The following is an 18,698-nucleotide window of genomic DNA, read 5'->3' as shown; positions in this document are numbered from 1 at the left end:
GCCGGCCGCGATGCAGGTTCATGCCGGGACGTGTCGGCTCGGGGCTTGCGAATACCCCGTTCCGGCGCCCGGTTTCGATCATTCCGGCGCGAAGAACTCGTTGCCGTGCATGTCGACCAGCTCCAGCGCGCGGCCGCCGCCGCGGGCGACGCAGGTCAGCGGGTCGTCGGCGACCTGCACGTGCAGGCCGGTTTCCTCGCTGATCAGGCGGTCCAGGTCGCGCAGCAGCGCGCCGCCGCCGGTCAGGACGATGCCGCGCTCGGCGACGTCGGCGCACAGTTCCGGCGGGGTCTGCTCCAGCGCCAGCTTGATCGCCGAGACGATGCCGGCCAGCGGCTCGCGCAGGGCTTCCAGCACCTCGTTGGAGTTGATGGTGATCATCTTCGGCACGCCCTCGGCGAGGTTGCGGCCGGAGACTTCGACCGTCGCCGCCTTCTGCTGCGGGTAGGCGCAGCCGATCTCGAGCTTGATGCGCTCGGCGGTGGCTTCGCCGATCAGCGTGCCGTAGGTGCGGCGGACGTAGCTGATGATCGACTCGTCGAAGCGGTCGCCGCCGATGCGGACCGACGCCGAATAGACGATGCCGTTGAGCGCGATGACCGCCACTTCCGTGGTGCCGCCGCCGATGTCCACCACCATCGAGCCGCGGGCCTCGGTCACCGGCATGCCGGCGCCGATGGCGGCCGCCATGGGCTCCTCGATGAGGTAGACCTCGCGGGCACCGGCCTCTTCGGCCGATTCCTTGATCGCGCGGCGCTCCACCTGGGTCGAGCCGCACGGCACGCAGACCAGCACGCGCGGGCTCGGGCGCAGGAAACGGCTCTTATGCACCTTGCGGATGAAGTGCTTGAGCATTTCCTCGGTGTAGGTGAAGTCGGCGATGACGCCGTCCTTCATCGGCCGGATAGTCGTGATGTGGCCCGGGGTGCGCCCGAGCATCATCTTGGCCTCGCTGCCGACCGCCGCCACCGTGCGGTTGCCGCCGATCAGGCGGTCCTGGCGGACGGCCACGACCGACGGCTCGTTCAGGACGATCCCCTGGCCGCGGACGTAGATGAGGGTGTTCGCCGTGCCCAGGTCGATGGACAGGTCGTTGGAAAACATGCCGCGGAACTTCTTGAACATCGAGGATCGGCCGTCGGAAAGGTGGGCGTGAGAGGCGCGTGAGGGGTTCGCTAGCCTAGCAACCGCCCCCTTGCGGCACAAGGAAAAAACCTGCAATTCCGGGCACTTCGTGCCATCGAAGGTCACGTTTCGGAAGCGTCCTATCCCGAGCCGCCGGAACGGTTCAGCTCCCCGGCGGCTGGCCGCCGGCGCCCCCAGCCGCTACCCTAGCGCCCGCGCGGCACCTGGCCGTCGCTCCGTGACCTCACGCACCACGCCGGAACCGCGCCGCGGACGGCCCTCGACCCTGGGAATTTCGATGTCTGCACTGATCTGCGGCTCGCTGGCCTACGACACCATCATGGTGTTCCCCGACCAGTTCAAGAACCACATCCTGCCCGACAAGGTGCACATCCTGAATGTGTCCTTCCTGGTGCCGCGGATGCGCCGCGAGTTCGGCGGCTGCGCCGGCAACATCGCCTACAACCTCAAGCTGCTGGGCGGCGACCCGATCCCGATGGCCACCGTCGGCCAGGATTTCGCGCCGTACCGCGAGCATTTCGAACAGTGCGGCATCAACCTGTCGCAGGTGAAGGAGATCGAAGAGCTCTTCACGCCGCAGGCCTTCATCACCACCGACCACGACAACAACCAGATCACCGCGTTCCATCCGGGCGCGATGATGCGTTCGTACGAGAACCACGTGCGCGACGTTGCGGGCGTGACCTTCGGCATCGTCAGCCCCGACGGCCGCGAAGGCATGCTGCAGAACGCGCAGGAATTCGCCGACACGGGCATCCCCTTCATCTTCGATCCGGGCCAGGCCATGCCGCTGTTCAACGGCGAGGAACTGCGCAACTTCATCGAGCTGGCCGACTACGTCACCGTCAACGACTACGAGTCCAACCTGCTGCAGGAACGCACCGGCTGGAGCGAGAACGACATCGTCAAGCGCGTGAAGGCGTACATCACCACACGCGGTCCGCACGGTTCGCAGATCCACACGCCGGAAAAGACCATCGACGTCCCGCCCGCGCACGAGCGTCGCGTGACCGATCCGACCGGTTGCGGCGATGCGTTCCGCGCCGGCCTGATCTTCGGCATCGAAAAGGGCTACGACTGGCTGACCATCGGCCGCATGGGCAACCTGATGGGCGCGCTGAAGGTCGAACATCCCGGCACGCAGAACCAGCGCTTCGATTTCGACGAGTTCAACGAGCAGTTCAAGCAGCAGTTCGGTTACGCGCTGTGAAGCCGTGATTCGCGAATGGTGATTCGTGATTCGGGGAGCGCCGTGTTTTCGCTCTTCGAATCACGAATCCCGAATCACCAATCACGGCTCTACATCATGTGCGCCAACCAGAGCATCTCCGGCGCCGCGAGCCGCTCGAACTCCGCATACGGCATGCGCACCACTTCGGTGTGGTTGCCTGCGTTGAACGCGATTTCCTCCTGGTGCGCCAGGCGCGAGTCGATGTAGACCGGCATGCCGTACAGATGGCCGAACGGCGGCATCGCGCCGGGTTCGCAGTCGGGGAAGGCGTCGCGGAATTCGGTCTCTTCCGCCAGTTCCACCGGCACGCCGCCGAGCGCCAATGACAGCCGATACAGATCGGCGCGATACGTCGACGGCATCACCACCATCGCGAGCCGGCCGTCGGCCTTGATCATCACCGTCTTGGCGAAGTGGTTGGGCTCCACGCGCACCGCCGATGCGGTTTCGTGCGCCGTCACCGTGCGCGGGTGCGTGAGCGTCGTGTAGGGCGCCTGGCCCTGGTCGAGCAGGTTGTGCAGACGTGGGGAGAGCATGGCGTCCTCCACCCGATGGGCCACGCCGCCGGCGTTCCGTTCGCGACCGCGTGGCTGGCGAACCGGCGCGCCTTCCGTGTGCGTGCCGCCCGATGCACGGCGAACGCCGGCATCGGTGCGGAGCTTACGAAGGCAATGCGTAAGGCTGCGTGCAGGCGCCGGACGTTCAGGGATGTCCGCGCATCAGTTCCATTTCGACGGCATCTTCGACGAATCCAGCCCGCCCACCTCGAACACCGCGGTGCGCGTGCCGCCGGCCTTCACCGGGAATTCGATCGCGATGACCTTCGCGGACTTCACCGTCTTCCACAGCATCTTCTCGTCCTCGATGAACATCGCGATGGCTTCGTCGGTCTTCGGGCGGCTCGCATCCACGCGCTTCGGCTCGGCGTCGTCGACCTTCAGCTTCACCTTGCAGCCGCCGTAGCAGTCGAAATCGCCCTTCTCCAGCACGAGGTAGCTGCTGCGGCCCCAGTCCGGTCGATCGCGGAAGATCAGCTGCACCGGGCGCGGGCCGCTGCCGTCGGTGTCGACGTAATCCTTCGCGTAGATCGATGCCGACACCTGTTCGCCCTTGTCGAGCGGCTGGGCCTGGTAGGTCCACAAGGCGGCGGTCCGGCGCTGTTCGCGTGCCTGCGCGGCCTTGTCCTTGACCTCGTTGTAACGCGTTTCGATGCGGGCGAACGCGGCGCTCGCCGGATACTTGGCCGCCAGTACGTCGCCGTGTGCACGCGCGAGTTCCCAGTTCTGCTTGCCGTATTCGGCTTCGAACGCCTTCGCCATTTCATCCGCGGCCTGTTCCTGCGCGGCAGCCTGCGCGGCCGCCTCGGCCTTCGGATCGGTGGCCGGCTGGCATGCGGCCAGTGCCCCTGCGAGCACGATGGCGGACCACTTCGGTGCAGCGTGTTTCATCGGTGTTTTCCTCGTTCGATCAGCTCGGTCACGGCGCGCGCGACCGCCTCGGGTTTTTCCATGATCGACATGTGTCCGCAGCCGTCCAGCAGCACGCGTCGCGCCTGCGGCATGCGCTGCGCGTAGAGCTCCAGCGCGCTCGCGTCGATCACCGCATCCTGGCGGCACCATAGCAGCAGCGCGGGCTGGTCGATGCGCGCGGCCTCGTCGCCGGGCAGGAAACGTTCGTCGCCGCGGCCGATGCGGTCGAGCACGCGCTGTTCGAACGCGGCATCGCGCTTGCGGCGCGCGATGTAGATGCGGTCGGCGGGCCACGGAATCAGCGGTCTGGCGTCGTCGTCGAAGAACACCGTGTCGAGATAGCGCTGCAGCGACGCTTCGTCGTACACGGCGAACGGGTTCTTCCCGGCGAGCACGTCCAGGCCGAACCGGTTGTCGTGGAACCGGACGCCGGCGGCGTCGACGAGCCCCACGCGTGCAACGCGCTCGGGATGCCGCGCGGCCGTGAGCGCCGCGACGCCGCCGCCCATCGAATGGCCGAGCAGTACGACAGGTTCTTCCGGAGATGCGGCATCGAGGAAGCGTGCAACGCGTTCGCTTTGCGCGAGGAAGCCGTAGTCGGCGTTTTCGATGCGGTTCGATTCGCCCCAGCCGGGGAGGTCGGGAACGATCACGCGGTAACGTTCGCGCAGAAGGCGCGCGACCGGAAACCAGTTTTCCTTGCTGCCGGTGAAGCCGTGCAGCATGACGATGGTGGGCACGTTGGCCGATGCGGTGTCGTCGTGGGCGTAGACCCAGTGGTCCTCGCCAATCTGCACGCTGGCTTTCGACAGACCCGCGGCGAGGCGCTGGCGGGTGAAGTCGCCGCTGATGAGCGCGTAGGGGTTGTGCCAGAGGGAGGCTGCTGCGAGGAGCAGCAGCGCGGTGGCGATGATTGCAATGAACCGCAGCGATCGAGAACGCACGTGTTCCCTCCCCTTCCCGGCGGACTCCCTCCCCTGCTTGCAGGGGAGGGTTGGGGAGGGGTGGCGTACACGGCGCGGTCACGCTCGGGAACCCGGCGCTTGGGCGCCGCTTACCCCCTCCCAACCTCCCCCTGCACACAGGGGGAGGAGCAGAAGCGCAGCGCTTTTACGACTTCGGCGGCTGTTTCGCCCCAGCGATCGTCTCCTCCACCGACTGCGTCGTGATCGGGTGATACCCCGCACGCGCCTTGGCGAAGGTTTCTTCCGCGAGCTTCAAACCTTCCGGCGTTTTCACCAGTTCCGCATACGTGGGCATGATCAGCTTGCGACGGCCCACGCGTGCGATGAACTCCGCCGCGGCGGCATTGGCCTGCGTGTAACCGCTACGCACGGCCAGCGGATACCAGCGCTGCGCGATCTCGCCGTTGGGCGTCCCGGTGAAGTGGAACGCGGCGTCGAGCGCGGCCAGCTGCCCGGGCTTGAGCGTTTCCGGCATGCCGTCGATGAAGTGCACCCACTCCTGCGTGCTCCACTTCGACGTCGCGTCCTTCACGGGAAGCGTGCCGCTGTCGAGCCACGCCTTGCGCGCGGCGTCCACCGCGTCGAAACGCGGCGACACGGTCTTGGGCGCCGTATCCGGCACGCCCGGTTCGTAGATCCACTGGTCGAGCTCGGCTTCGGTCACCTTGCCCGGGTACTTGTCGAGCAGGTTCGCCTTGGCGTACTCGATGAACTTCGTCGTCGGGATCGACTGGAACGCGAAGTGGTTGAAGTATTCCTTCAGGAACGGGTCGAATGCCTCGCGGCCGAAACGCTCCTCCAGGAACTGCAGGAACCACGCTCCCTTGGTGTACACGGTCGAGCTGCTCTGCCCGTCCGGGTCGGCCAGCGTGCCCGGACGCAGCGCCAGCACCTGCAGCTTGGGATCGAGCTCCTTGTATTCGGCGGCCAGTTCGTTGCGCGAGATGACCTTCTCCATGTCGGCCGCTTCCTTGCCGTACAGGTCCTCGACGATGCGGTTCTCGACGTAGCTGGTGAAGCCTTCGTTGAGCCAGCTGTCCTTCGGCGTGGAGAACGTCACCAGGTTGCCGGACCAGCTGTGCGCCAGCTCATGCGCGACGAGCGAGACCAGCGACTTGTCGCCCACGATCACCGTCGGCGTGGCGAAGGTCAGGCGCGGGTTCTCCATGCCGCCGTACGGGAACGACGGCGGCAGCACGAGGATGTCGTAACGGCCCCAGCGATACGGGCCGTACAGGCGCTCGGCGGTCTGCATCATCTTGTCGGTGTCGGCGAACTCGTCGGCCGCCTTTTCCACCATGCCCGGCTCGGCCCACACGCCGGCGCGTTCGCTGATCGGCTGGAAGACCAGGTCGCCCGCGGCGATCGCCAGCAGGTACGACGGAATCTTCTGCGGCATCTTGAACGTGTAGTCGCCGTCGCGCGCGGCCTTGGGATCGTTGTCGGCGCTCATCAGCACCATCGCGTCCTGCGGCGCGGTCACGTGCGCGGTGTAGGTGAATCGCACGCGCGGCGTGTCCTGCAGCGGCACCCACGAACGCGCGTGGATCTGCTGCGACTGGCTGAACATGAAGGGCGTCTTCTTGCCCTGCGTCATCTCCGGCGTGAGCCACTGCAGGCCCGACGCATCGGGCGAGGTGTGGTAGGTGACGCGGATGCGCGGATTGCGCTGCGGCGTCTCGATGGTGAGCTTGCTGCCGAGCACCTTGTCCTTGTCGGCGAGCGCGAACTTCAGGTCTTCCCACTTGCCGTCGCTGCGTTCGCCAACGACCTTCTCGATGGTGAGATCGCGCGTGTCCAGCACCAGCTGCGTGGCGTTCTGGTCGAGCCACTGCAGCGTGTACGTCGCGCTGCCGCCGAGCTGTTTGTTGTCGAAGTCGACCTTCAGTTCCAGCGCGAGGTCGTCGATGCGGACCTTGTCGGGCTGCGCGAAGGAGTACTCGTCCACTTCGGCGACGTTCTTCTGGTCGGCGGTCGTGGCGGCGGCGGTGTCCTTCGCGGCGGTGTCGGCGGGCGGCGCGGCATCGCGCGAGCAACCGGCGGCGAGGGCGGCGGCAAGGCACAGGGTCAGCATCGAATAACGCATGGGAGGACCGGATATGGCGGGTGAGCGGGCGAGTGTAGCGCGGCCGGGCGCGTCGCCTCACGCGACGGCGATGCGCGCCCGCCTACCCTGCCCGGACCCTCGCCGGGAGCCTGCCTTGAGCCGTCGCGCCTTCGACCACGCCATTCGTCCGTCCTTCGTCGTCCTGCTGCTGGGCGCCCTCGCCGCCTGCACGGGCGCGCCGGTCCAGCAGCGCGCCGCAACCGCCGCGCCGGAAACGTCCGCGCTTGCGCCGGTCGAAACGCCCGATGGCACCTATCCGGCCTTGTTCGCCGCGGTGCAGCAGGCGGGCCTGTTCGACGACCAGAAGACCTTCGCAGACGCACGGCCTTTGCGCGATCCGGCCGCGATCCATGCCGGATTCCTCGCCATGCGCGACGCGCCGGACTTCGACCTGCGCGCCTTCGTGCAGGCGAATTTCGAACTGCCGCCACGGGCGATGACGTCGAAGGTCGCGGTCGGGCGCACGCTCGCGGCGCACATCGACGGACTGTGGCCGCAGCTCACGCGTACCGATCCCGCGCCGCTGCCTTACGACAGCCGGCTCTCGCTGGCGCATCCGTACGTCGTGCCGGGCGGGCGTTTCCGCGAGATGTACTACTGGGATTCGTACTTCACGATGCTCGGCCTGATCGAAAGCGGCCGGCGCGATTCCGCGCGCGACATGCTGGCGAACTTCGCGGCGATGATCGACGGATACGGCCACATTCCCAACGGCGCGCGCACGTACTACCTGAGCCGTTCGCAACCGCCGTACTTCTCGCACATGGTCGAACTGGAAGCGCGCGCGGACGGCGACGCGTTGTATCGCCGTTACCTGCCGCAACTGCGCCGCGAGCACGCGTGGTGGATGCGCGATGCGCAGTCGCTCGCGCCCGGCGAGGCGTCGCGTCGCGTGGTCCGGCTGGCCGATGGCAGCGTGCTCAACCGCTATTGGGACGATCGCGACACGCCGCGCCCGGAAGCATGGCAGCACGACGTGCGCACCGCGGCGGGCGTCCCGGATCGTCCTGCGCCCGAAGTGTTCCGCGAGCTGCGCGCCGGTGCGGAAAGCGGCTGGGACTATTCGAGCCGCTGGCTCGGCGATGGCCGGACGCTGGGCACGATCCGCACCACCGCCTTCGTGCCGGTCGATCTCAACAGCCTGATGCACCACCTGGAAACGACGATCGCGCTGGCATGCCGCAAGGACGCGCAGCCCGAGTGCGCGCGCGAGTTCGACGAACGTGCGAAGCAGCGTGCCGCCGCCATCGCAAAGCACCTGTGGAACGCCGACGGCTTCTACGCCGATTACGACTGGAAGCGTCGCCAGGTCAGCGCGCAGGTGACGGCCGCATCGCTGACGCCGCTGTTCGTCGGCATCGCGTCGCCGCAGCGCGCGAAGCTCACGGCAGCGACGGTCCGCACGCACTTGCTGCAACCCGGCGGACTGCTCACGACGACGTTGCGCACGGGCCAGCAATGGGACGCGCCGAACGCGTGGGCGCCGTTGCAGTGGGTCGCGGTCGAAGGCCTGCGTCGTTACGGCGAGGATGCGCTGGCCGCGGACATCGCGAACGGATTCCTGGGCGAGGTGCGGCGCGTGTTCGAGCAGAAGCACAAGCTCGTCGAGAAGTACGACGCCACGGGCCAGGCGCACGGCGCCGGCGGGGAATATCCGCTGCAGGATGGGTTCGGGTGGACGAACGGGGTGGTGCGCGCGTTGCTGGTGCGCTACCCGCAGGCGCGCCAAAGCGCGCGGTAACAGCATGGGCCTGGACCCCGGCTTTCGCCGGGATGACGTTTACCTCAACGCCCGTTCGCTGCGCTGCTTCAAACTTTGTAGCCGGTGTGGATCGCCACGATCCCCGCCGACAGATTGCGATAGTCGCAACGTCCGAACCCCGCCGCCTGCATCATCGACTTCAGCTCGTCCTGCGGCGGATGCTTGCGGATGCTCTCGGCCAGGTACTGGTAGCTGTCGGCGTCGTTGGCGAACAGCTTGCCCAGGCGCGGCAGCACCTGGAACGAATGGAAGTCGTAGATCGGCTTGAACCAGTCCGCCTTCACTTCCGAGAACTCCAGCACGCGCGCCTGGCCGCCGACTTTCAGCACGCGATGCATCTCGCGCAGCGCGGCGTCCTTGTCGGTGACGTTGCGCAGGCCGAAGGCGATCGTCACCAGGTCGAAGCTGCCGTCCGGGAACGGCAGCTTCTCGGCGTTCATCTGCACGTATTCGAAGCCGGCGACCTTGCCCATGTCGGTCATGCGGTCGCGGCCCACGCGCAGCATCGCGCCGTTGATGTCGCCCAGCACGATGCTGCCCGACTGGCCCACGCGATCGCGCAGCAACAGCGCGATGTCGCCGGTGCCGCCGGCGAGGTCGAGCACGCGGTCGCCGCGCTTGACCTGGCAGGTGCCGACGAAATAGCGCTTCCACACGCGGTGGATGCCCAGCGACATCAGGTCGTTCATCAGGTCGTAGTTGCGCGCGACCGACGAGAAGACCTGCCCGACGAGCTTCTGCTTCTCGCCCGTGGGCACGTCGCGGAAACCGAAGTGGGTCGTGCCGGATGTGGCGCCTGGCTTGTGCTGGGAATCGTTCATGCGGCGATTATCGCACCCCGTGCGAGAATTCACCGTCGCCGGGCGGGCCCGCCTCCTCGCCCATGCCGCTGCCAGGAGGACGTCCGCGCCGATGAGCCGTTACGCGCCGCGCGAGTGGGCCGAGCACGAGCGCCCGAAGGTCCCGGGCTCGCCCTCCACCCCGCTGCACTCGCCGCCCCGCCGGGCCGCCTTCGCCCTGGTGGGGTTCCTCGTGGCGATCACCGGCGGCCTGGGCAACGCGCTGGTCACGGCCAACCTGCTCAACCTGCAGGGCGCGTTGGGGGCGACGTCGGCCGAGGTGCAGTGGCTGCCCGCGGCCTACGTGATGACCAACGTGTCGGTGAACCTGATCCTGGTGAAGTTCCGCCAGCAGTTCGGGCTGCGCGCCTTCACCGAGGTGTTCCTGGCGCTGTACGCGCTGGTGGCGTTCGCGCACCTGTTCGTCCACGGACTGGAATCGGCCATCGCGGTGCGCGCCGCGCACGGCATCGCGGGCGCGGCGCTGAGCACGCTGGGGCTGTACTACATGATGCAGGCCTTCCCGGCCGCGCACCGCTTGCGCGGGCTCGTGGTCGGCATCGGCGTGGCGCAGCTGGCCACGCCGCTGGCGCGCATCTTCTCGGCCGAACTGCTGGAGTTCGGCGAATGGCGCGGCCTGTACCTGTTCGAGCTCGGCATGGCGCTGATCGCCCTCGGCGGCGTGCTGATGCTGCGGCTGCCGCCGAGCGACCGCATGAAGATGTTCGAGAAGACCGACTTCCTCACCTTCGCGCTGTTCGCGCCGGGCATGGCGCTGCTGTGCGCGGTGCTGTCGCTGGGACGCGTGGAATGGTGGTTCGACGCCGAATGGATCGGCTGGGCGCTGTCCGGGGCGATCGTGCTGCTCACCGGGGCGATCGCGGTGGAACACTTCCGCACCAATCCGCTGATCAACACGCGCTGGCTCGCCAGCGGCACGATGGTGCGCCTGGGCGTGTCGGTGCTGCTGATCCGTTTCGCCTTGTCGGAACAGAGCACCGGCGCGGTGGGCTTCATGCAGGCGCTGGGCCTGACCAACGACCAGATGCATGGCATGTTCGCGATGACCGCGCTGGGATGCGCGCTGGGCATCCTCGCCAGCGCGCTCACCATCGTGCCGGGGCGCATGATCATTCCCTCGTCGATCGCCCTGGCATGCATCGCGACCGGCGCGCTGCTCGATGCGCATTCCACCAGCCTCACGCGCCCGCAGGACATGTGGCTCAGCCAGTTCCTGATCGGCTTCGGCAGCACGTATTTCCTTGGCCCGGCGATGATCCTGGGCATGGGCCAGGTCATCGCGCAGCCGCGCAACCTGATCACCTTCGTGGTGCTGTTCGGCATGGCGCAGAACCTGGGCGGGCTGGTCGGCACGGCCGCGCTGGGCACGTTCCAGACGGTGCGCGAGAAGTACCACTCCAGCCAGCTCGTCGAACACCTCACCCTGCAGGACCCGCTCGTCGCCGCGCGCGTGCAGGCCGGCGGCGCCGCGTACGCGCAGGCCATCGCCGATCCCGCGCTGCGCAGCCAGCAGGGCGTGCGTGCGCTCGGCACTGCCGCTTCACGCGAGGCGAACGTGCTGGCCTACAACGATGTGTTCATGCTCATCGCGATCATCGCGCTGCTCACCATGGCGTGGATGCTCGTCCATCGCCTGCGCCTGCTGCGACGCGATCGCGCCGCCGCGCGCGCCGCCTCCTCCGCCCTTCCCGCCACGACCGCCGCTCCATGAATTCACCCACGCCGACCGAACCTTCCCGCACCGACGCCGCCCGCAGGCGCCGACGACGCTGGCAGATGGCCGCCTTCGCCGGCGTCGCGCTGGCGGGCGTGCTGGTCGTGCTCTACGCGTGGCACCTGCCACCGTTCCGCACCCCGATCCAGACCACCGAGAACGCGATGGTGCGCGGGCAGGTGACGATCATCGCGCCGCAGCTGGCCGGCTACGTCACGAAGGTGGCGGTGCAGGATTTCGAGCACGTGAAGCGCGGACAACTGCTGGTGCAGATCGACGACCGCATCTACCGCCAGCGCCTCGAACAGGCCCAGGCGCGCCTGCAGAGCGAACAGGCCGCGCTTGCGAACGCCGCGCAGCAGCAGCGCAGCGCGGCGGCCGGCATCGAGCAGAGCGAAGCCGCCGTGCGCAACGCACAGGCGCTGCAGCGCAAGGCCGCCGCCGACCTGCAACGCATCGAACCGCTCGCGCGCCAGCGACTGCTGTCGCAGGCCGATCGCGACCAGGCGCAGGCGGCGAGCACGCAGGCGCAGGCTGGCGTATCGGAAGCGCAGGCCGGGCTGGAAATCGCCCGCCAGAACGCGCGCAGCGTCACCGTCAACATCGGCGTGCTGGAAGCCGCGGTCGCCAGTGCGCAGGCGGCGATCCGGCTGGCCGAGATCGACCTGGAAAACACCCGCATCCTCGCGCCCCGCGACGGCCAGCTCGGCCAGGTCGCGGTGCGCGTCGGCGCGTACGTCAACGTCGGAACGCAGCTGATGGGGCTGGTGCCCGAGCGCATGTGGGTGGTGGCGAACATGAAGGAAACGCAGATGGAGTTCGTGCGCATCGGCCAGCCGGCGAGCTTCACCGTCGACGCGCTCGGCGGCGCGCGCCTGCATGGGCGGGTGGAGGAGATCTCCCCCGCCACCGGGTCCGAATTCGCCGTGCTCCCGCCCGACAACGCCACCGGCAACTTCGTGAAGATCGCGCAGCGCATTCCGGTGAAGATCGCGATCGACGCCGGCCAGTCGCTAGCGCCGCGGCTGCATCCGGGCATGTCGGTGGAAGTGAGCATCGACACCTCGGGCGCGCGGCGCTGAGGTTGACGACAGTCGAAAAGAGGCATCATTCCGGCATGACCGAAACCGCAGAACCGAACATCCGCTGGCAAACCAGCACCTTCGCCGGACTCGACGCCGCCACGCTCTACGCGCTGCTGAAGCTGCGTTCGGAGGTGTTCGTCGTGGAGCAGCAATGCGTCTACCTCGACCCCGACGGCAAGGACGCGCATCCCGGCACGCTGCACGTCATCGGCCGCGCCGAGGACGACGGCATCGCCGCCTACCTGCGCATCCTGCCGGCCGGCCTCGGCTATCCGCAGGTGAGTTTCGGCCGCGTGCTCACCGCGCCGGCGTATCGCGGGCGTGGACTCGGCGATCCGCTGGTGCGCGTCGCGCTGGAACAGATCGAACATCGCTGGCCCGGCAGCGACGTGCAGATCGGCGCGCAGGCGCACCTGGAGCATTACTACGCGCGGCACGGATTCGTGCGCAATTCCGACACCTACCTCGACGACGGCATCCCGCACATCGACATGCTGCGACGTGCCGCTGGAGCCTCCGCATGATCGAAACGCCCGACTACCGCGCCCTGCTCGCCACCGCCGTGGAGGAAGCCCGCAAGGGACTGGCCGAAGGCGGCATTCCGATCGGCGCGGCGCTCTATCACCACGACGGCCGGCTGCTCGGCTGCGGCCACAACCGCCGCATCCAGGAGAACGATCCGTCCGTGCACGGCGAAACCGACGCCTTCCGCAAGGCCGGACGCCAGCGCCGTTATCGCGACACCCTCATGGTCACCACGCTCGCGCCGTGCTGGTACTGCAGCGGGCTGGTGCGGCAGTTCAACATCGGCACGGTGGTGGTGGGCGAATCGGTGAATTTCCGCGGCGGCATCGACTGGCTGCGCGAGAACGGCGTCAAGGTGATCGACCTGGAAGACGCGACGTGCATCCGCATGCTCGGCGACTACATCGCCGCCCATCCCGACGTGTGGAACGAGGACATCGGCGAGGATTGATCGCGCCGCATCCAGGCACAAAAAAAAGGAGGCGCCGCGCGCCTCCCACAACCAATTTATATAGCGCCCCGGGGCTTGCGGCAAGCCGCGGCGCATGGTGCAGCATCGCCGGCCTGTCGAAACGGCAGGCCACCGGAATCCGCGCCATGTCGCATGCACCGACGTACTACCACGGCACGAAGGCCGACCTCGCGGTCGGCGACATGATCGAACCCGGCCGCGTTTCCAACTTCGGCAAGCGCAACGCGGCGAAGTTCGTGTACCTGACCGCGACGCTGGACGCCGCCATCTGGGGCGCCGAACTCGCCATCGGCGAAGGCCGTGGCCGCATCTACCTCGTCGAGCCCACCGGCCCGATCGAGGACGATCCGAACCTCACCGACAAACGTTTTCCCGGCAACCCCACGAAGTCGTACCGCTCTGCGCATCCGTTCCGCGTGGTCGGCGAGGTCATGGAATGGGAAGGGCATTCGCCGGAGCGGCTGCGGGAGATGCGTGCGCATCTGGAGAAGCTCGGGCTGGCGGGGATCGAGGCGATCGAGGAATGAGGCGGACGTCCTGCCGCTTGCCTCAGATCGAGAACCCGCCGTCCATCGTCAGGCTCGCGCCCGTCATGTAGCCGGCTTCCGCGCTCGCTAGATGCGCAGCGAGCGCCGCGACTTCCGCGGGCGTGCCGACGCGTCGCAACGGATTGCGCTCGACCAGTTGCTCGAGGAAGCCGGCCGTGATGTCGGTTTCGATGGGGCCGGGCTGGATGTTGTTGATGGTGATCCGGCGTGGAGCCAGGTCGAGCGCGAGTTCGCGCACCAGCGTCGCGACGGCGGCCTTGGTCATCGCGTAGACGCTGCTGCCGACCACGCCACTGCGCACGGCCGTGTTGCTGCCGATGGTGATGATCCGGCCGCCGTCGACCATCCGGGCCGCTGCCGCCTGGATCGACAGGAACACGCCGCGCACGTTGACCGCGAGCAACCGGTCCAGCATGTCGAGCGGGAAGGCGTCGAGCGGGCTGCCCTGGTAGAGCCCCGCGTTGACGACCGCGATCCTCGGCGGGCCAAGCCGGGCGGTCGCGCTCGCCACGGCCGAAGCGAGCGCGCCCGCCTCGGCGCTGTCGGCCTGCAACGCGAGCGCCGTTCCGCCCTCGGCTTCGATCGCGGCGACCACCTCGGCGGCCTTGTCGGCGCGCGACGCGTAGGTCAGGGCCACGGGATGACCGTCGCGAGCCAGGCGTCGCGCGATGGCGGCACCGATGCCGCGGGACCCGCCGAACACCAGCGCGGCGTTGGCGTGTGAAGGAGATTCGTTCGTCATGGCCTCGTCCTTTCGAATGTCGCCGGCGGGCGATCCGTCGGCGTCGTGGCCATTACGTGCTTTCCATTCGTCCGGCACGTGTCATGGAAACCGGGGTTTCGTAAGCGGGCCGCAGCGATCCGGCATCGGATGCATTGGGATACAAAGCCGGCCACTTCGAACCACGGCCGGACCACGCGGACATCGCCTTTTCAACCCCGGGCCGGGCCCGCGCATCCCAACGAGGACCCAACCTCCGTCACTGGCCGGCGGCCACCGCATTGCCCAGGATCCGCCCATGCACGCCCACACCGGCTTCGAAACCCGCCATGACGCCCGCGACGTGCTGCGCACGCACCGGCACGATGGCGCGTACGCGGCGCTGGTGATCGACGGCAGCCACGTCGAGGCGAGCGCCGACGGCCCGGTCGACTGCGTGCCGGGCACGCTGGTGCTGCATCCGCGCTGGCATGCGCACGGAAACCGCTTCGGCCGGCTCGGGGCGAAGGTGGCGAACCTGGATCTGGACGGCGACCTCGTCGGCGAGTCCCTGCGCGTGTTGCGCGTGCACGATGCGAAGGACGCCTTCGCGGTGTTCACGCGCGCGCCGCATCGGCTGGGCGAGCTGATCGCATCGTGCCGTGCGGCGCCGGCGCCCACGCTGCAGTCCTGGCAGCACGCGTTCCTTCGCGAACTCGAAGGCGGCGACGACATCGCGTCGCTCGCGCGGAAGGCCGGCGTCTCGCTCGCGCATGCCTCGCGCACGTTCGTCAGGTCGCACGGCATGCCGCCGCAGTTGCTGCGTCGGGAATTGCGCTGCCGCCGCGCGTTGCGGCTGCTCGCCGACGGAACGCCGCTGGCCGACATCGCGGCGACGACGGGGTTCGCCGACCAGGCGCACCTCACGCGCACGCTGCGCGCCGCGACCGGCGCCCCGCCCTCGCGGCTGCGCCGGCAGATCAAATCCGTTCAAGACGCCACCGCGCCCGCCGCGCTGCAATGAGCGCGAAGGCGGCCGTCGGTCGTCCAGCGAACGGATCCCCATGAATTCCCGGCACATCGCTCCACTGTTCCTCATGCTCGCCGCCCTGCTGCCGGCCGCGCGCGCCGCCGACACGGCCGGTTCCACGCCGGCGGCGAAGGCCGCCATCGACGAATCCACCAGCTTCATCCTCCAGGGCGACAGCCAGCGCGCGGTGCGTGCGCTGCGTGCATCGCCGGCAAATGGCTTCGAAGGCGACGACGCGGTGTATCGCGCGTGCATGCTGGCGCGTCATGGAGACGCGCCGGTGTTCGCCATCGATGGCGTCGCCGACGGCTTCGTCCGGCAGATCCTGCGCGACTACCAGGACTACTGGTGGCACGCGTTGAAGGCACCTACACAGCGCGCCGCACTGGAAGCGAAGCTGCTGTCCACGCTGCGCCAGCGCCTCGGCGCCGACGCGGCCGGCGCGAAGGACATGGACGCGCTGGAACCGATCCTGCAGGGCCAGCTGCTCGCGCATGGCTATCGGGCGCAGGCGGGCCGCACGTTGCCGCTGCGCGAGCTGATGCTGTGGCGCAAGCAGGAAACCCGTCCGTGGAAGGTCGATCTGCCCGAAGGCCAGTACACGGTGAAGGTGGAGCTGCTCGAGGACTGGGCGAGCCGTGGCTGGATGGGCTATGGCCGTTGCGAACGCGGTGCCGCTGGCGGCTGGGCCACGGCCGATGCGCTGTACGCCGTCGTGCCCCGATACACCGAAGGCCTCGACAGCGAAGCCTTCCGCGTGGTGTTCCTGGGACACGAAACGCAGCATTTCGCCGACCAGAACGCGTTTCCCGGCCTGGCGTCGTGGGAACTGGAGTACCGCGCCAAGCTGGTCGAACTGGCGCAGGCCCGCGAGGTCAGCGCGCAGCGGCTGGGTTACATGCTCACCGCGCAGAGCGACGACATCCAATCGCCGCACACCTACGCGAACAAGCGCGTGGTCGCCGACCTGACCGCACGGCTGGGTGCATCGCCCGACACGGTGAGCATCGAGCGCCTGCAGCAGGCCGCGCACGACCAGCTCGTCGAGGACACGGCCCGCCGCCGCAAGGCCGCCGGCGCATCCCCCGCGCCTGTCGCCCGCTGACGCGGCTGTGGCATGGTGGCGGCCCGCCCACACGGAAGCCGCCGCCATGTCCGAACACCTCGCCTCGATCCGCTGGACCCGCAACGACCAGCCGTTCGACTACGAGCATTACCCGCGCGACCACGAGGTGCGGTTCGAACGTGGCCAGCGCGTCACGGGTTCCGCCGCGCCGGCGTATTTCGGCAGCGCGCAGGGCGTGGATCCGGAGGAGATGCTGGTCGCCGCGCTGTCGTCCTGCCACATGCTGACGCTGCTGGCGATCGCGGCGAAGAAGGGCTGGACGATCGACGCCTACGAGGACGATGCGATCGGCACGCTCGACAAGAACGCGGAAGGCCGCATGGCCGTTACGCACGTGACGCTGCGGCCGAAGATCACGTTCGGCGGCGATGCGCCGGATGCGGCGGCGCTGGAGAAGCTGCACGAATCGGCGCACCGGAACTGCTTCATCGCCAGTTCGGTGAAGACGGACGTGGTGGTGGAGCCGCGTTGAGCATTGCTCCTCCCCTGCTTGCAGGGGAGGAGCAAGGAAACAGCAAGCGCTTACAGGATGTACCGGCTCAGATCCGGATCCTGCACCAGCTCGCCCAGGTGCGAATCGACGTAGGCGCGATCGATCTTCACCGACTGCCCATCGCGGTCCGGCGCCTCGTAGCTCAGCACGTCGAGCAGGCGTTCGAGCACGGTGTGCAGGCGGCGCGCGCCGATGTTTTCCTGCCGCTCGTTCACCTGCGCGGCGATTTCCGCGAGGCGATCCACCGCATCCGGCGTGAACTCCAGGCTGACGCCTTCGGTGCGCAGCAGTTCGACGTACTGCGTCGTCAGCGCGGCCTTGGGCTCGGTGAGGATGCGCACGAAATCGTCCTTGCTCAGCGCCGACAGCTCCACGCGGATCGGGAAGCGGCCCTGCAGCTCGGGAATCAGGTCGCTCGGCTTGGCCAGGTGGAACGCGCCGGACGCGATGAAGAGGATGTGGTCGGTCTTCACCGGTCCGTACTTCGTGCTCACGGTCGAGCCTTCGACCAGCGGCAGCAGGTCGCGCTGCACGCCTTCGCGGCTGACGTCGCCGCCGGTCATGCCGGCTTCGCTGCGCTTGGCGACCTTGTCGATCTCGTCGATGAAGACGATGCCGTGCTGCTCGCAGGCCTCGATCGCCGCCTCGCGCACTTCCTCCTCGTTGACGAGCTTGCCGGCTTCCTCTTCGGTCAGCTGCGTGCGCGCGGTGCGGATCGGCAGCGTCTTCTTGTGCGTCTTCGCGCCGGCGACCTGCGAGAACATCTGCCGCAGCTGCTGGCCCATTTCCTCCATGCCGGGCGGCGCCATGATGTCGACGCCGACGTTCACGGCCGTTTCGATCTCGATCTCGCGATCGTCGAGCGAACCGGTACGCAGCTGCTTGCGCAGCTTCGCGCGCGTCTCGTTTTCCTGCGAGGACGGCTCGTCCTTCGCTTCCTCGGTCGCGCTGAAACCGAACACGGTCGGCGCACCCTGGCGACGCGGCAGCAATGCATCGAGGATGCGCTCTTCCGCGCGTTCCTCGGCCTGCGTGCGCACGCGCTGCTTGGCCTGTTCGCGATACAGCTTGACCGCGGTGTCGGCGAGGTCGCGCACGATCTGCTCGACGTCCTTGCCGACGTAGCCGACCTCGGTGAAACGCGTGGCTTCCACCTTCACGAACGGCGCGTTGGCGAGCGTCGCCAGGCGGCGCGCGATCTCGGTCTTGCCCACGCCGGTGGGGCCGATCATCAGGATGTTCTTCGGCATCACCTCGTTGCGCAGCTCGGCCGGCAGCTGCATGCGGCGCCAGCGGTTGCGCAGGGCGATGGCGACGGCGCGCTTGGCCGAATGCTGGCCGACGATGTGTCGGTCCAGCTCCTGCACGATTTCGCGCGGCGTCATGGTGGCGTTGGAATTATCGGGCTTGATGGGCATGTCGAATGGGGGATTCGGGAGTGGAGATTCGGGATTCGCGAAAGCGC

17 protein-coding genes and 1 pseudogene are annotated in these 18,698 nt (G+C 68.2%); 10 read left to right on the top strand and 8 right to left on the bottom strand.

Going from position 1 to position 18,698, the window contains the following annotated elements:
- Positions 1 to 78: 78 nt before the first annotated feature.
- Complete coding sequence (locus AC3ANK_RS01840) at positions 79 to 1,125, bottom strand: rod shape-determining protein (RefSeq protein WP_115841168.1); 1,047 nt, start codon at positions 1,123 to 1,125, stop codon at positions 79 to 81.
- Between the two features lie 298 nt (positions 1,126 to 1,423).
- Between AC3ANK_RS01840 and AC3ANK_RS01835 the strand changes: the two genes are divergently transcribed.
- Entirely contained in the window at positions 1,424 to 2,356 is a 933-nt protein-coding gene (locus tag AC3ANK_RS01835; RefSeq protein ID WP_206860240.1) for a carbohydrate kinase family protein, read from the top strand.
- 89 nt (positions 2,357 to 2,445) lie between these two features.
- Here the strand turns inward: AC3ANK_RS01835 and AC3ANK_RS01830 are convergent, their stop codons facing one another.
- The 4 genes from AC3ANK_RS01830 to AC3ANK_RS01815 all read right to left on the bottom strand — a co-directional run bounded on the left by AC3ANK_RS01830 (position 2,446) and on the right by AC3ANK_RS01815 (position 6,897).
- A complete protein-coding gene (locus AC3ANK_RS01830; RefSeq protein WP_206860241.1) occupies positions 2,446 to 2,913 on the bottom strand; it encodes an aminoacyl-tRNA deacylase in 468 nt (155 codons plus the stop codon).
- Between the two features lie 183 nt (positions 2,914 to 3,096).
- On the bottom strand, positions 3,097 to 3,825 hold the full coding sequence (locus tag AC3ANK_RS01825; RefSeq protein WP_484171977.1) for a hypothetical protein: 729 nt from the start codon (positions 3,823 to 3,825) through the stop codon (positions 3,097 to 3,099).
- Entirely contained in the window at positions 3,822 to 4,790 is a 969-nt protein-coding gene (locus AC3ANK_RS01820) for an alpha/beta fold hydrolase (RefSeq protein ID WP_484171976.1), read from the bottom strand. Before AC3ANK_RS01820 ends, AC3ANK_RS01825 begins: the two co-directional genes overlap by 4 nt.
- Positions 4,791 to 4,956: 166 nt before the next feature.
- Positions 4,957 to 6,897 carry a M1 family metallopeptidase gene (locus AC3ANK_RS01815; RefSeq protein WP_484171975.1) on the bottom strand — a complete coding sequence of 647 codons (1,941 nt, stop codon included), beginning with the start codon at positions 6,895 to 6,897 and terminating at the stop codon, positions 4,957 to 4,959.
- Between the two features lie 70 nt (positions 6,898 to 6,967).
- Between AC3ANK_RS01815 and treA the strand changes: the two genes are divergently transcribed.
- Positions 6,968 to 8,659 carry an alpha,alpha-trehalase TreA gene (treA, locus tag AC3ANK_RS01810; RefSeq protein WP_484171974.1) on the top strand — a complete coding sequence of 564 codons (1,692 nt, stop codon included), beginning with the start codon at positions 6,968 to 6,970 and terminating at the stop codon, positions 8,657 to 8,659.
- A 68-nt stretch (positions 8,660 to 8,727) separates the two neighbouring features.
- Here treA and ubiE read toward each other — a convergent pair whose 3' ends face one another.
- On the bottom strand, positions 8,728 to 9,501 hold the full coding sequence (gene ubiE / locus AC3ANK_RS01805) for a bifunctional demethylmenaquinone methyltransferase/2-methoxy-6-polyprenyl-1,4-benzoquinol methylase UbiE (protein WP_484171973.1): 774 nt from the start codon (positions 9,499 to 9,501) through the stop codon (positions 8,728 to 8,730).
- A 91-nt stretch (positions 9,502 to 9,592) separates the two neighbouring features.
- On the opposite strand from ubiE, the pseudogene AC3ANK_RS01800 reads away from it, so the two are divergent.
- From AC3ANK_RS01800 to arr, 5 genes and pseudogenes are all read left to right on the top strand, one after another.
- Positions 9,593 to 11,240, top strand: a pseudogene (locus AC3ANK_RS01800) (MFS transporter); the annotation flags it as partial.
- 7 nt (positions 11,241 to 11,247) lie between these two features.
- Entirely contained in the window at positions 11,248 to 12,336 is a 1,089-nt protein-coding gene (locus AC3ANK_RS01795; protein ID WP_484172917.1) for an HlyD family secretion protein, read from the top strand.
- Positions 12,337 to 12,371: 35 nt separating this feature from the next.
- Positions 12,372 to 12,863, top strand: a complete 492-nt coding sequence (locus tag AC3ANK_RS01790) for a GNAT family N-acetyltransferase (protein WP_484172916.1) — start codon at positions 12,372 to 12,374, stop codon at positions 12,861 to 12,863.
- Positions 12,860 to 13,315, top strand: coding sequence for a nucleoside deaminase (locus AC3ANK_RS01785; protein ID WP_484171972.1), 456 nt, complete (start codon positions 12,860 to 12,862; stop codon positions 13,313 to 13,315). The genes AC3ANK_RS01790 and AC3ANK_RS01785 overlap by 4 nt, the downstream gene beginning before the upstream one ends.
- Positions 13,316 to 13,461: 146 nt before the next feature.
- Complete coding sequence (gene arr, locus AC3ANK_RS01780) at positions 13,462 to 13,863, top strand: NAD(+)--rifampin ADP-ribosyltransferase (protein WP_484171971.1); 402 nt, start codon at positions 13,462 to 13,464, stop codon at positions 13,861 to 13,863.
- Positions 13,864 to 13,885: 22 nt separating this feature from the next.
- Here the strand turns inward: arr and AC3ANK_RS01775 are convergent, their stop codons facing one another.
- Positions 13,886 to 14,704 carry an SDR family NAD(P)-dependent oxidoreductase gene (locus tag AC3ANK_RS01775; RefSeq protein ID WP_484171970.1) on the bottom strand — a complete coding sequence of 273 codons (819 nt, stop codon included), beginning with the start codon at positions 14,702 to 14,704 and terminating at the stop codon, positions 13,886 to 13,888.
- A gap of 199 nt (positions 14,705 to 14,903) precedes the next feature.
- Here AC3ANK_RS01775 and AC3ANK_RS01770 point away from each other — a divergent pair, with 199 nt between their 5' ends.
- The 3 genes from AC3ANK_RS01770 to AC3ANK_RS01760 are packed head-to-tail and all read left to right on the top strand — an operon-like array spanning position 14,904 to position 17,212.
- On the top strand, positions 14,904 to 15,608 hold the full coding sequence (locus AC3ANK_RS01770; protein WP_484171969.1) for a helix-turn-helix domain-containing protein: 705 nt from the start codon (positions 14,904 to 14,906) through the stop codon (positions 15,606 to 15,608).
- 40 nt (positions 15,609 to 15,648) lie between these two features.
- On the top strand, positions 15,649 to 16,719 hold the full coding sequence (locus AC3ANK_RS01765) for a hypothetical protein (protein WP_484171968.1): 1,071 nt from the start codon (positions 15,649 to 15,651) through the stop codon (positions 16,717 to 16,719).
- A gap of 46 nt (positions 16,720 to 16,765) precedes the next feature.
- Positions 16,766 to 17,212, top strand: coding sequence for an OsmC family protein (locus AC3ANK_RS01760; RefSeq protein ID WP_206860255.1), 447 nt, complete (start codon positions 16,766 to 16,768; stop codon positions 17,210 to 17,212).
- Between the two features lie 50 nt (positions 17,213 to 17,262).
- On the opposite strand, the gene hslU is transcribed toward AC3ANK_RS01760, so the two are convergent.
- Positions 17,263 to 18,651, bottom strand: a complete 1,389-nt coding sequence (gene hslU / locus AC3ANK_RS01755; RefSeq protein ID WP_484171967.1) for an ATP-dependent protease ATPase subunit HslU — start codon at positions 18,649 to 18,651, stop codon at positions 17,263 to 17,265.
- Positions 18,652 to 18,698 lie beyond the last annotated feature (47 nt).

This window comes from Lysobacter sp. SCRH-1R, assembly GCF_057747855.1.
Note: the sequence above shows the minus strand (reverse complement) of the source record. Positions and strands in the feature narration are given on the sequence as shown.

Coding starts and splice junctions, on each gene's coding strand:
- hslU (WP_484171967.1), bottom strand. CDS start 18,651: ATGCCCATCAAGCCCGATAATTCCAACGCCACCATGACGCCGCGCGAA.
- AC3ANK_RS01790 (WP_484172916.1), top strand. CDS start 12,372: ATGACCGAAACCGCAGAACCGAACATCCGCTGGCAAACCAGCACCTTC.
- AC3ANK_RS01785 (WP_484171972.1), top strand. CDS start 12,860: ATGATCGAAACGCCCGACTACCGCGCCCTGCTCGCCACCGCCGTGGAG.
- AC3ANK_RS01795 (WP_484172917.1), top strand. CDS start 11,248: ATGAATTCACCCACGCCGACCGAACCTTCCCGCACCGACGCCGCCCGC.
- AC3ANK_RS01765 (WP_484171968.1), top strand. CDS start 15,649: ATGAATTCCCGGCACATCGCTCCACTGTTCCTCATGCTCGCCGCCCTG.
- AC3ANK_RS01760 (WP_206860255.1), top strand. CDS start 16,766: ATGTCCGAACACCTCGCCTCGATCCGCTGGACCCGCAACGACCAGCCG.
- AC3ANK_RS01825 (WP_484171977.1), bottom strand. CDS start 3,825: ATGAAACACGCTGCACCGAAGTGGTCCGCCATCGTGCTCGCAGGGGCA.
- AC3ANK_RS01840 (WP_115841168.1), bottom strand. CDS start 1,125: ATGTTCAAGAAGTTCCGCGGCATGTTTTCCAACGACCTGTCCATCGAC.
- treA (WP_484171974.1), top strand. CDS start 6,968: ATGCGCGCCCGCCTACCCTGCCCGGACCCTCGCCGGGAGCCTGCCTTG.
- AC3ANK_RS01835 (WP_206860240.1), top strand. CDS start 1,424: ATGTCTGCACTGATCTGCGGCTCGCTGGCCTACGACACCATCATGGTG.
- AC3ANK_RS01815 (WP_484171975.1), bottom strand. CDS start 6,897: ATGCGTTATTCGATGCTGACCCTGTGCCTTGCCGCCGCCCTCGCCGCC.
- arr (WP_484171971.1), top strand. CDS start 13,462: ATGTCGCATGCACCGACGTACTACCACGGCACGAAGGCCGACCTCGCG.
- ubiE (WP_484171973.1), bottom strand. CDS start 9,501: ATGAACGATTCCCAGCACAAGCCAGGCGCCACATCCGGCACGACCCAC.
- AC3ANK_RS01770 (WP_484171969.1), top strand. CDS start 14,904: ATGCACGCCCACACCGGCTTCGAAACCCGCCATGACGCCCGCGACGTG.
- AC3ANK_RS01830 (WP_206860241.1), bottom strand. CDS start 2,913: ATGCTCTCCCCACGTCTGCACAACCTGCTCGACCAGGGCCAGGCGCCC.